The organism is Nonomuraea sp. B19D2, assembly GCF_040137845.1.
GTDB lineage: Bacteria > Actinomycetota > Actinomycetes > Streptosporangiales > Streptosporangiaceae > Nonomuraea.
Genome location: NZ_JBEFAK010000003.1, coordinates 370,198 through 382,017, shown reverse-complemented (window position 1 = coordinate 382,017; position 11,820 = coordinate 370,198). Strand labels below are relative to the sequence as shown.

11 protein-coding genes and 2 pseudogenes are annotated in these 11,820 nt (G+C 70.2%); 8 read left to right on the top strand and 5 right to left on the bottom strand.

Translation table 11 applies throughout. The features are described from left to right. Positions 1-65: 65 nt before the first annotated feature. Positions 66-1,280, top strand: a pseudogene (locus tag ABN273_RS08395) (N,N-dimethylformamidase beta subunit family domain-containing protein); the annotation flags it as partial. Here the strand turns inward: ABN273_RS08395 and ABN273_RS59425 are convergent. After that, a complete protein-coding gene (locus tag ABN273_RS59425) occupies positions 1,226-1,615 on the bottom strand; it encodes a Clp protease N-terminal domain-containing protein (RefSeq protein ID WP_502910984.1) in 390 nt (129 codons plus the stop codon). The pseudogene ABN273_RS08395 and the gene ABN273_RS59425 overlap by 55 nt on opposite strands. A 72-nt stretch (positions 1,616-1,687) precedes the next feature. Further along, on the bottom strand, positions 1,688-3,160 hold the full coding sequence (glpK, locus tag ABN273_RS08390; protein WP_349448072.1) for a glycerol kinase GlpK: 1,473 nt from the start codon (positions 3,158-3,160) through the stop codon (positions 1,688-1,690). A gap of 122 nt (positions 3,161-3,282) precedes the next feature. Between glpK and ABN273_RS08385 the strand changes: the two genes are divergently transcribed. Continuing rightward, positions 3,283-4,308 (top strand): 6-phosphofructokinase, encoded by a 1,026-nt coding sequence (locus tag ABN273_RS08385; protein WP_349448071.1) that lies wholly within the window; start codon positions 3,283-3,285, stop codon positions 4,306-4,308. Positions 4,309-4,444: 136 nt separating this feature from the next. Here the strand turns inward: ABN273_RS08385 and ABN273_RS08380 are convergent, their stop codons facing one another. Both ABN273_RS08380 and ABN273_RS08375 read right to left on the bottom strand, forming a co-directional pair. Continuing rightward, positions 4,445-5,260, bottom strand: coding sequence for an MHYT domain-containing protein (locus ABN273_RS08380; protein WP_349448070.1), 816 nt, complete (start codon positions 5,258-5,260; stop codon positions 4,445-4,447). Positions 5,261-5,323: 63 nt separating this feature from the next. Beyond that, on the bottom strand, positions 5,324-6,187 hold the full coding sequence (locus ABN273_RS08375; protein WP_349448069.1) for an MHYT domain-containing protein: 864 nt from the start codon (positions 6,185-6,187) through the stop codon (positions 5,324-5,326). Between the two features lie 171 nt (positions 6,188-6,358). Between ABN273_RS08375 and ABN273_RS08370 the strand changes: the two are divergent. Both ABN273_RS08370 and thiI read left to right on the top strand, forming a co-directional pair. Next, a pseudogene (locus ABN273_RS08370) lies at positions 6,359-6,478 on the top strand (LuxR C-terminal-related transcriptional regulator); the annotation flags it as partial. Positions 6,479-6,541: 63 nt separating this feature from the next. Then, on the top strand, positions 6,542-7,738 hold the full coding sequence (gene thiI, locus ABN273_RS08365) for a tRNA uracil 4-sulfurtransferase ThiI (RefSeq protein ID WP_349448068.1): 1,197 nt from the start codon (positions 6,542-6,544) through the stop codon (positions 7,736-7,738). Between the two features lie 49 nt (positions 7,739-7,787). On the opposite strand, the gene ABN273_RS08360 is transcribed toward thiI, so the two are convergent. Then, the gene (locus ABN273_RS08360) at positions 7,788-8,075 is read right to left on the bottom strand and encodes a YiaA/YiaB family inner membrane protein (RefSeq protein WP_349448067.1); all 288 of its coding nucleotides are present in this window, start codon (positions 8,073-8,075) and stop codon (positions 7,788-7,790) included. A 207-nt stretch (positions 8,076-8,282) separates the two neighbouring features. On the opposite strand from ABN273_RS08360, the gene ABN273_RS08355 reads away from it, so the two are divergent. From ABN273_RS08355 to ABN273_RS08340, 4 genes are all read left to right on the top strand, one after another. Beyond that, the gene (locus tag ABN273_RS08355) at positions 8,283-8,879 is read left to right on the top strand and encodes a sulfite oxidase-like oxidoreductase (protein WP_349448066.1); all 597 of its coding nucleotides are present in this window, start codon (positions 8,283-8,285) and stop codon (positions 8,877-8,879) included. Between the two features lie 55 nt (positions 8,880-8,934). Further along, positions 8,935-10,080 (top strand): sensor histidine kinase, encoded by a 1,146-nt coding sequence (locus tag ABN273_RS08350; RefSeq protein ID WP_349448065.1) that lies wholly within the window; start codon positions 8,935-8,937, stop codon positions 10,078-10,080. Positions 10,081-10,146: 66 nt separating this feature from the next. Next, positions 10,147-10,887, top strand: a complete 741-nt coding sequence (locus ABN273_RS08345; protein ID WP_349448064.1) for a LytR/AlgR family response regulator transcription factor — start codon at positions 10,147-10,149, stop codon at positions 10,885-10,887. 171 nt (positions 10,888-11,058) lie between these two features. Further along, positions 11,059-11,304, top strand: a complete 246-nt coding sequence (locus ABN273_RS08340) for a hypothetical protein (protein WP_349448063.1) — start codon at positions 11,059-11,061, stop codon at positions 11,302-11,304. The last annotated feature ends 516 nt before the right edge of the window (positions 11,305-11,820 follow it).

Here is an 11,820-nt window from a genome sequence, read left to right as displayed (position 1 = left end):
GGCGGCCCGCCGGGGCGGCCGGTCACGACCATGGGCCCGTGCGAAAGGTCCTCGTCCTGCTGCTGATGGTGGCCGGGTGCGCCAGCGTGCCCCCGGTCCCGCCTCCCGTGCCGGTCACCCCGCGGCCGCCCACGGCGCCCACCCTGCCCACCCTGCCCACCACCACGGACGTGCAGGAGTCGTGGCGCATCACCAGGCGCGGCGCGGAGCACGAGATCGAGGGCTACGCCGACCAGGTGAGCGTCCTGCCGGGGGAGCGCTTCCACCTGCGCGTCTCCACGACCGCGCCGCGCTTTTCGGCCAGCGCCTTCCGCATGGGCGCGAACCCGGCCAAGGTCTGGGAGTCGCCCGAGGTCGAGGGGGAGCGTCAGGAGCCCATGAAGGTCGTGGGCGGCCCGGTCACCGGCATGGTGAGCGCCGCGCACTGGCGCCCCTCGCTCAGCGTGGACACCACGGGCTGGCCGGAAGGCGCGTACCTGATCAGGCTCGACGCCTCCACCGGGGCCCAGCGCCACGTGCCGATCACCGTGCGCTCGGCCTCCACCGCCGGGCGCGTGGTGATCGTGAACGCGGTCACGACCTGGCAGGCGTACAACCTGTGGGGCGGCCGTAGCCTCTACCAGGGCCCCGGCGGGTTCGACGGCCGCTCCCGCGCCGTCACCTTCGACCGCCCGTACGACCACGACGGCGCCCGGCTCTTCCTGGACTTCGAGAAGGACGCGCTGGCCGTGGCCGAGCAGAGCCGAGTGCCTCTGGCGTACCTGACGAACCTCGACCTCGAGCCGGGCGTGCTCGACGGCGCCCGCGCGGTGGTGTCGCTGGGCCACGACGAGTACTGGTCCCCCGGCATGCGCGGCGTCGTCACCAGGGCCAGGGACGGCGGCACGAACCTGGCCTTCCTCGGCGCCAACGCCGTCTACTGGCGGATCGCGATGCACGGCAGGACGATCGCCTGCGACAAGGAGCGGCTCTGCCGGTTGTGGCGGGACTCGGAGCCGGAGAGCGCGCTGGTGGGGCAGATGTACGACTGCTTCCCCGCCGAGGGCGTCTACCGGGTGACCCGGCCGGGCCACTGGATCTTCGCCGGCGCCAAGGGCAGGAGCTTTCCCGGAATGGTCGGCGTGGAGGCCGACAAGGTGTCGCGGGGATCCCCAGGGAACGTCAAGGTGCTGGCGGAGTCGCCGCTCTCCTGCGGCGGGCGGGCGACCGTCTCCCACAGCACCTACTACGTGGCGCGCGGCGGAGCCGGGGTGTTCGCCTCGGGAACCATGCGGTGGGTGTGCGCGATGAGGGGGCGGCGGTGCGGCCACGGCGTGCCCGACCGCGCCGCCGCCTTCACCCGCCGCGCCACGACCAACCTCCTGGCCCGCTTCGCCGAGGGCCCGGCAGGCGCCCGCACCACCGGCCCTTCCTCGAGGGACAGCACGCCCAGCAGCAGGTGCTCGGTGCCCACGAAGTTGTGCCCGAGCCGCAGCGCCTCGCGCAGCGTCAGCTCCAGCACCTTCTTGCTCTCCGCCGCGAACGGGACGGATTCGGGCGATGTGCCCTCGCCCGGCCCGAGCGCGGCCGTGACGGCGTCCCTGACCGCGTCGGGCGAGGCCCCGAGCGTCACCATGGCCTTGGTCGCCAGCCCTTCGGGCTCGCTCAGCAGGCCCAGCGTCAACCATGGGTTGACGCTCGAGGATCGTCAACCCGTGGTTGACGGGTGATGGGATGCCAGTTGGACGGCCGCGCGCCACCGCTCGTAGGCGGCGTCGTCCCGGGCGCCGGGTACGAAGCGCCGCTCGAGCTGCCACGTCTTGCGCAGGTCGGACCGCGACCCCCACACCCCGGCGCCCAGCCCGGCCAGGAACGCCGCGCCGAGCGCCGTGGTCTCCTGGATGACCGGCCGCTCCACCGCCGTGCCGAGCTGGTCGGCCTGGAGCTGCATGAGCAGGTCGTTCGTGCTGGCCCCGCCGTCGGCCTTGAGCACCGGCACCGGACCCCCGGTCATCGCCTCCACCACGTCCCGCACCTCGAACGCGATCGCCTCCAGCGTGGCCCTGACCAGGTGGGCCCGTGTGGTGCCGCGGGTGATGCCGGTGATCAGCCCGCGCGCCTGGGGATCCCAGTGCGGCGCCCCCAGCCCCGTCAGGGCCGGCACGAACACCACGCCACCGCTGTCGGGCACCATGCGCGCCAGGGCCTCCGACTCCGGCGCCGTGCCGATCAGCCCCAGACCGTCGCGCAGCCACTGCACGGCGGCCCCGGTCACGAAGATCGACCCCTCCAGCGCGAACGTGCGCTCGCCCGACGGCGTCTGCCAGGCCACGGTGGTCAGCAGCCCCGCTTCGGATCTGACGATCTCCCCGCCGAGGTTGGCCAGCACGAACGACCCCGTGCCGTAGGTGCACTTGACGTCACCCACGTCGAAGCACGTCTGCCCGAACAGCGCCGCCTGCTGGTCGCCGGCCACCCCGCTGATCGGCAGCTCCAGTCCGAGGAAGGCCGACGGCTCGGTGTGGCCGAGCGGTCCGTAGTTGGGCACGATCTCGGGCAGGGCGTGTTCGGGCACCCCGAACAGCTCGCACAGCTCGGGCTCCCAGCTGCCGGACTCCAGGCCGTACAGGAGCGTGCGTGAGGCGTTGGACGGGTCGGTCACGTGCCGCGCGCCCGCCGTGAGCCTGGCGATGAGGTAGGAGTCCACCGTCCCGACGGCGACGTTGCCGGTCTCGACGCCCTCCCACACGCCCTCCTCGTGCTCGGCCAGCCAGGCGAGCTTGCTGGCCGTGAAGTACGGGTCGAGCCGCAGCCCGGTCAGCTCCGACACGCGCGGCTCGTGGCCCGCCTCGCGCAGCCGCCCGCACATCTCGGCGGTGCGCCGGTCCTGCCAGACGATGGCCCGGCACGGGGCGGCCAGCGTACGCCGGTCCCACAGGACTGCGGTCTCGCGCTGGTTGGTGAGCCCGACGCAGGACGGCGAGCCGGAGGCGCGGCTCAGTGCTACGCTGCACGCGGAGAGCGTGGCCTGCCAGATGTCCTCGGGATTGTGTTCGACCCAGCCTGGCGAGGGAAAATGTTGCCTGAACTCCTCGTAGCCCATGGACTCGATTTGCCCGTTATCGGTGACAACGAGCGCAGTCACCCCCGTTGTCCCGGCGTCGATGGCCAACACACTCACGAAATCTCCTCGCAATCGATGTTTATGTCGCGGAGCTGTGCGTTTGGTCTAGACCACTGCCCGTGACGGCGGGCACAATGCGAGTCTGACATCAAGGTGACCCCCATCGGGAGGAACCCGCCATGCGTATTGGAGTGCTCACCGGGGGCGGCGACTGCCCCGGTCTCAACGCCGTGATCAGGGCTGTGGTGCGTAAGGGGGTGAGCGTCTACGGTCATGAGTTCGTCGGCTTCCGTGACGGCTGGCGCGGCCCGCTGGAAGGCGACACGATGCCGCTCGACATCCAGGCCGTGCGGGGCATCCTGCCACGCGGCGGCACCATACTCGGCTCCTCCCGCACCAACCCGATAAAGATCGAGGGCGGGGTTGACCGGATCAAGGAGAACCTCGCCGCCACCAGTGTCGAAGCCTTGATCGCCATCGGCGGCGAAGACACGCTGGGCGTCGCCAAGCAGCTGTACGACCGCCACGTCAATGTGGTGGGCGTGCCCAAGACCATCGACAACGACCTGTCGGGCACCGACTACACCTTCGGCTTCGACACCGCCGTCAACATCGCGGTGGAGGCCATCGACCGCCTCCACACCACGGCCGAGTCCCACCACAGGGCGCTCATCTGCGAGGTCATGGGCCGCCACGCGGGCTGGATCGCGCTGCACGCGGGCATGGCGGGCGGGGCGAACGTCATCCTCATCCCGGAGCGGCCGTTCGACATCGACCGGGTCTGCGAATACGTCGAGTCCCGCTTCCGCACCCGCTACTCGCCGATCATCGTGGTCGCCGAGGGCGCCCACCCGATCGAGGGCCAGATAGAGCTGCAGACGGGCGAGCTCGACGCGTTCGGCCACGTCAGGCTGGGCGGCATCGGCGAGGTGCTGGCCAAGGAGATCGAGAAGCGCACCGGCAAGGAGGCCCGCACCACGGTGCTCGGGCACATCCAGCGCGGCGGCACTCCGACGGCGTACGACCGGGTGCTGGCCACCAGGTTCGGGCTGCAGGCCATCGACGCGGCCCACGAGGGCGACTTCGGCAAGATGGTGGCGCTGCGCGGCACCGACATCGTCCGCGTCGGGCTCGACGAGGCCACGGCCGAGCTGAAGACCGTGCCCGTCTCGCGTTACGCCGAGGCGGAGGTGTTCTTCGGTTAGCTGAAAGCGGCTTGCAAGCGCGCGGCCGTACCTTCTGAACCAGCGGGGTTACCGCTACAACCCCCTTCGGGGTACGGCTTGCGCCGCGGAGAGTCGGCGGCCCACCACGCGTCGCAAGCCGTACCTAGGAGATAGCTCAACCGCGGGGCGTGCCGAAGAGATCCACTTCCGGCGCGCCCTCGTCGTTTCCGTGCAGCCGCGCCTTGTACTCCGCCTCGCTGCGCAGTTCCTTCTCCGAGGGCGACAGGATGACGGCGAGCAGCAGGCCCACGGTGATCACGCTGATGCCGACGATCAGCGGCAGGAGGAGGTCGATGGCCCTGGCGCCGGAAACGGGCACCATCTCCGGGTGCGTGGTCACCGACATCGAGTACATCCCCGTGTAGTGCATCCCCGAGACCGCCACGCCCATGACCAGCGCCGCACCGCCGATCTTGAGCGCCCCCTGGACCCGCAGCGTGAACCAGAGCGACACGGTCGCCGCCGCGATCGCGATCAGGACGGAGAGGGAGACGACCGCCGGGTCGTAGGAGATGTGGCCGGACATGTTCATCGCGGCCATGCCGAGGTAGTGCATGCTCGCCACGCCGCATCCGGTCAGGATGCCGCCGCCGAGCAGGAACCCTAATCGTTGGCCGCCGTGGGAGGCGAGGAACAGCCCCAGCCCCACGACCACGACCGCGATGAGCGCGGACAGGGCGGTGAGCGGAACGTCATAGCGGATCGCCGAGCCGGCCACCGAGAAGCCCAGCATGGCGATGAAGTGCATAGTCCAGATGCCGGTCCCGCCGATCGCCAAGGCCGCCCCGACCAGCCAGTACTTGCCCTCGCGCCCGCCGGTCAGGCGGGCTCTCGAGGTCAGCAGCAGGCCCAGCATGGAGCCCACGCTGGACATGATGTACGCGATAACGGGCGTTAACAGCCCGAACGAGAAATGGTCAATCGGCGACATGCCCCCCACCCATCCCCTACACACCGATAAGGGAGTATGAACAGGGAGTCGTCGCCCGCGCAACTATCTTCTGCGAGCCTGCATGGGACGGCGCGGCTGGGGCATCGGCGCGGCGGGCGCGGGGTAGGTGAGTTGTTGCTGCTGCTGGGCGGCGCGGCGGCGCAGCTCCAGCTTGGCCACCAGCTCCGCGTCCTCGTGCAGCTCCTCCTCCGACGGCGAGAGGATCACCATGAGCAGCATGGTCAGGGTGATCAGGCTGATCACGGTCATGAGCGGCACGAGGAAGTCGAGCGCGTCGGCGCCGGAGACCATGCCGGGCTCGGAGTCGACCGTGACGCGCATCGCGTACATGCCGGTGTAGTGCATACCCGACACGGCCACGCCCATGACCAGGGCGGCGAGGGTGATCCAGATCGGCTTCTTGACCCGGAGCGTGAACCACAGCGCCACCGTCGCGGCCACCACCGCGATGGCCACGGAGGCGGCCACGGTGAGGCGGTCGTAGGCGACGTGGGCGGACATGTTCATCGCGTACATGCCCAGGTAGTGCATGGAGGCCACGCCGAGACCCGTCAGCAGGCCGCCGCCGAGCAGCGCCAGGATCCGGCCGCCGCCGTACGAGACGAGGAACAGCCCGGTGCCCACGACCACGATGGCCACCAGCGCGGAGGCCGCGGTGAGCCACACGTCGTACTTGATCTGGGTGCCCTCCACCTGGAAGCCCATCATGGCGATGAAGTGCATGACCCAGATGCCGGTGCCGCCGATCGAGATGGCCGCGCCGAGCAGCCAGCGCACCCGGGAACCGCCGCGCGAGGCGTGCGCCTGTGCGGTGAGCCGCAGTCCGAGCATCGACCCGATGCACGACATCACGTAGGCGAGCAGCGGGGTCAGCAGGCCGTAGGTGAAATGATTCACAGCGGTCATCTATCGGTTCCTTGCAATTAGGGGTTCCCGGATTGTGCCATCCGGTATGTCCCATTCGCATGGATAGTGCCACTATCTGTCAACCCTTCTGTCGGAACGTGAGAGGGGCTCATGGCCATCGAGGGCCCGTTCTGGCGCGCGATCGCGGTCTACTGCGCCGCGTCGCTGGTGCTCCTGCTCTCCCACCGCACAGTCCAGAACCACGTCCAGAACACACTGGGCAAGCTCCAACTGCACAACCGAGTGGAGCTGGTGCGATATGCGATCGAGCGGGGACTCGACGCGGACTAAACTCAATGGGGCGCGACGTTGGCATCGACGCGCACAATTCCCCGTCTTCCCGGAGGTTCTACCATGACGATGTCCGCCCTGGGCGAGCCGTGCGTTCTGCTCAAGCTGGGCGAGATCGTCCTCAAGGGCAAGAACCGCGAGCTGTTCGAACGCCGCCTGATCAGCAACATCCGCGACGCGCTCCAGTCGCTCGACCTCAAGGTCGACGTGCGCAAGCGGCATGGCGTGATCGCGATCTTCCTGCCTCAGGGCGCCACAGCCGAGCAGGCTGACGTCGTGGCCCAGCGGGTCGCCGACGTGCCGGGGCTGGTCTGGATCCACCGGGCCTGGCGGGTCGCCAAAGACCCCGACATCGTGCTGAAGGCCGGTCTGGAGCTGGTGGGCGAGAGCGAGGAGGCCAAGCGGGGCGCCCGCTTCGCGGTCCGCTCCCGCCGCCGTGACAAGCGCTTCCCGCTGCGCTCCAACGAGCTCGACCGGCTCGTGGGCGGCGCGATCAACGACGAGTACGGCCTCCCGGTCGATCTGAAGAACCCCGAGCTGACGGTGTTCATCGAGGTCGACAGGGACGAGGTGTTCATCTTCACCGGCGGCATCCCCGGTCAGGGCGGCCTGCCGGTCGGCAGCAGCGGCCGGGCCCTGGTGCTCATGTCGGGCGGCATCGACTCGCCCGTGGCGGCGTACCGGATGATGCGGCGCGGCCTGCACGTCGACTTCCTGCACTTCTCCGGCATCCCGTTCACCACCTCCGAGTCGATCTACAAGGCGTACGCGCTGGTCAAGAAGCTCGACAGGTTCCAGGGCAGGTCGCGGCTGTGGGTGGTGCCGTTCGGCAAGGCGCAGCAGTCGATCCGCACCTCGGGCCAGGACCGCCTGGCGGTGATCGCGCAGCGGCGGCTCATGCTCAAGACGGCCGAGGAGGTCGCCCACCGCATCCGCGCCGCCGCGCTGATCACCGGCGACGCGCTCGGCCAGGTCTCCTCCCAGACCCTGGCCAACATCACCGCCCAGGACAACGCGGTGGACATGCCGATCCTGCGCCCCCTGGTGGGCTGGGACAAGACCGAGATCATGGCCGAGGCGCGGCGCATCGGCACCCTGGAGATCTCCGAGCTGCCCGACGAGGACTGCTGCACGCTGCTGGCGCCCAAGCGGGCGGAGACGCGGGCCAAGATCGAGGACCTGAAGCAGATCGAGAAGCGGCTCGACGCCGAGGAGCTGTGCGTGCAGCTCGCCGACTCGATCCAGGAGTACACGCTGTAGCCGCGGATCGTCGCGACCCCCGTGCGCGACGGTCCGCACCAGGCAGGGCTCAGGTGCTGCCCTTGAACGGGTCGTGCTCGGCCAGCAGCTTGTCCAGCCGGGCCTGGTCCACGCGGTTGGTGACCTCCGACTGCTCCTGACGGTCGCGTACGACCTTGCACAACGTGATCGTCGAGGTGACGACGTACAGTAGGCCGAGCCCCAGGAACGCCCTGCCCCACCCCTCGACGGGCAGGTAGATCAGGGCGATCACCACGGAGGCCAGCGAGACGGCGAACGACAGGACCGCCTGGACGTAGAACGCGGTGGTCTGCGTGGGCTGGATGGTCTTCGTCATGCGGCCATCGTGCCGCCGGGGGGCCGGCCGCCGCATGGGGTCACGTACTCAAGTTACTCATGAGTAGGTGACGGCCCCGGCCGCGCGGGCCGGCGGTAGTGCCAGGTCGGGCCGCCCGCTCGCGTACCGCGCCGCACCCGCCCGCGAGGCGCGGACGATCCGATGGCAGGATGGCTCAAGACGGCGAGTCCGGTGAGGGGAGTGATCGTGGAGGAGTCGCGCCTGCCTCCAGGCCAGTACGTGCCGCGCGGCCGACCCGTGATCCACTACGGCAGGGTTCCCCGGTTCAAGCCGGAGAGCTGGGACTTCCGGGTCTTCGGCGCCACCGCGTCCGGCATGGAGCACCGCTACACCTGGGGCGAGTTCGAGCGGCTGCCCCGCACGACCCGCATCGCCGACTTCCACTGCGTGACCAAGTTCTCCCTCATGGGCAACGAGTGGCGCGGCGTCACCCCCGCCACGATCATGGAGGCCGCCCCGCCCGACCCCGCGGTGCGCCACGTGATGATCTGGGCCGAGTACGGCTACAGCGCCAACCTCCGCATGTCCGACTTCGCCGCCCCCGACACGCTGTTCGCCATGGAGCTCGACGAGAAGCCGCTCAGCCCCGACCGGGGCTTCCCGCTGCGGATCGTCGTGCCCCATTTGTACGCGTGGAAGAGCGTCAAATGGGTGCGCGGCATCGAATATCTCCTCGAAGATCGCCGAGGCTTCTGGGAGGAGCGCGGCTACCACAACATCGCCGACCCCTGGCGCGAGCAGCGCTACTCCTACCAGGAAGAACCCGGCGAGGGACCCCCTTAGACTTCACTCGGAGTTTTCCCCCGGACACGCTCTGTTTTTGGCTACGGTTGCCCGCATGCTGACCACCGCGTGCGTGGCGCTGTCCTCCTTGTCCTTCATCGCCGGCTACGGGCTTGCCCGGGCTCGGTCGCGCCGCCACGCGCTGCCCGAGGGCCGCAGGTCGGACGAGGCGACATTCACCACGCTGCACATCGCCGCGATGGCCGCCCCCGCCCTGCGCGGCGGGCTCAACCGCGACTCCGCCCGCAAGGCCGTGCGGCACCTGCGCACGCTGCTCGGCACCCGGGCCGTCGCGATCACCTCGACCGAGGCCGCGCTGGCCTGGGAGGGGCCGTGCACCGACGACGTGCTCACCTACGCCCGCGCCACGCTGGCGGCGGGCCGGGCGCAGGTGTTCGCGGGGGAGCCGCAGGGGGGCGTCGTGGTGCCGCTGACCGTGGACGGCACGGTCGTGGGGACGCTGGCGGCCTTCGACGACGAGGTGAGCGCCGGGCTCGTGCGTACCGTCACCGAGGTCGCCCGCTGGGTGTCGGACCAGCTCGAACTGGCAGACCTGGACGCCTCGCGGCGGCGCGCCCTGGAGGCCGAGATGCGCGCGCTGCGGGCGCAGATCTCCCCGCACTTCGTCTACAACGCGCTCACCACGATCGCCTCGTTCGTCCGCACGAACCCCAAGCGCGCCCGCGAGCTCCTGCTCGACTTCGCCGACTTCTCCCGGTACGCGCTGCGCAGGGCGCACGACTTCACGACCCTGGCCGACGAGCTGACCTGCGTCGACCGCTACCTGCTGCTGGAACGTGCCAGATTCGGCGACAAGCTGCGCTTCAGCATGCAGGTGGCGCCCGAGGTGCTGCCGGTGCCCGTGCCGTTCCTGTGCCTGCAACCGCTCGTCGAGAACGCCATCAAGCACGGCATGCGCGGCCGCGGCGGCAGCGGCGAGGTGCGGGTCGTGGTGCGCGACGCGGGCCCCGAGGCGCACATCACGGTCGAGGACGACGGCGCCGGGATGGACCCGGAGTGCGCGCGGCGGATGCTGGACGAGGACCCGGCCCGCGAGGGCAGTGGCATCGGCCTGGCGAACGTGGACCTGCGGATGCGCCAGATCTACGGCGACGGTTACGGGCTCGTCGTGGAGACGGCGCTGGGCGCGGGCACGAAGGTGAGGCTGCGGGTGCCCAAAACTCAACTCAGCTCATTGTAGTCAATTCATTACTCCCTGTTGGCGTGTCGCTTGTGGCCTCTGCTTTCATACGGCAGCGTGGAGGACATGCTGAGAGTTCTGGCCGTCGACGACGAGGTGCCCGCTCTGGAGGAGCTGGCCTACCTGTTGCGCCAGGACGACAGGATCGAACACGTCGCGACCGCCGCCGACGGCGTCGCGGCGCTGCAGGACATGGTGCAGATGATCGGCAGCGGCGAGCGGCTCGACGGGATCTTCCTGGACATCCGGATGCCGGGGCTCGACGGGCTCGATCTGGCCAGGCTGGTCGGCGGGTTCCCCAGCCCGCCCAGGCTGGTGTTCGTGACCGCGCACGAGGAGTGCGCGGTGCAGGCGTTCGAGCTGGAGGCGGTCGACTACCTGCTCAAGCCGGTCAGGGCCGAGCGCCTGGCGGAGGCCGTGCGCAGGCTGGAGGCCTCCTCCCTGCCGGCCCCCGAGCCGGGCCAGGACGAGGTGATCCCGGTCGAGCTGGGCGGGCGCACCCGGTTCGTGCCGCAGCAGGCCGTCTGGTACGCCGAGGCCAAGGGCGACTACGTGCGGCTGCACACCGTGGACGGGAGCTACCTCGTGCGCATGTCCCTGGCCGCGCTGGAGCGGCGCTGGTCGGAGGCCGGGTTCATCCGCATCCACCGCAGCACGCTGGTCTCCGGCCGGCACGTCAGCGAGCTCAGGTTCGAGGGCGGACGGGTGACGCTCACCGTCGGCACCGAGACGCTGCAGGTCAGCAGGCGGCACAGCCGTCAGGTGCGCGAGCAGCTGGTACGCCAGCACAGGGGCGTGATCTCGTGACGGCTCCCGGAAGAGTGGTCCGGTGGCGGCGCGGCGGCGGATGATCGTGTCGCGCGGGCGGCCCGGCCGGGCCCGCGAGCGGTCCGACGCGGTCGAGGCCGGGCCCGACGTGACGGCGATCATGGGGCGGTAGTCGCGGCAGGCGCTGCTGACCGGGCTAGGCGGTCGATCGTGGCGACGCAGGCCATGCTGGCGGTGCTCTGTGTCGTGCCGCCGCTGTACGGGCTCCTGGGACACGTACACGTGCGTGGTGCAGATCGTCCTGCTGCTGCCCTCCAGGCTGGCTCCTGGGCCTCTGGGGGCGCGCTCACCGGCGTGCTGGCCGCCGGGGCGTTCGCGGCCTTCCTGGCCACCATGGGAGGCGTTCTGGTGACGGTCGGATGCTCGTGCTCGTGCCCGGGCAGGAGGCGGGCGTGAAAACGGGCGTGCTGATCTCCGTGCCGACCTCCAGCCCCGCGCCGGTCGCCGTGCGCCGCGATGGTAATGATTTCCCTGGTCACGCCAGGCCGGATGTCGCGTGGGGTGGGGCGGATGATGGCCAGGACGCATCTGCCCGAACATCTCGCGGGCCCGTGAACCTACCGTTCGTCGCACCAGAGCGGCCGCTCACCGTAAGAACACTCTCCGTATATCGATGACTACGCACCGTTCAGCGAGCTGCCCATAAACAGGGTTTCGCCCACAAGATCGCAACCGTAGTGTTTCGGCATCGGATAGCCACCCCGGCGCATCGGGGGGACGAGCCGGGGGGCTCATTGCAGGCCTGATGCGTCGGCTTCACCGGTGACCGCGCTGGTCACCACGGCAGCCGGGCCCTCGATCGGGGGTAGGGCCCGCCATGCCGGTCCCGTGAAGGGGCGCCTGCTGAGGCCCTCAGCCGGCCCCGCGATCCGGCCTTCGGGGGCGGCCGGATCGCGCGAGCAGGCGCCCCTA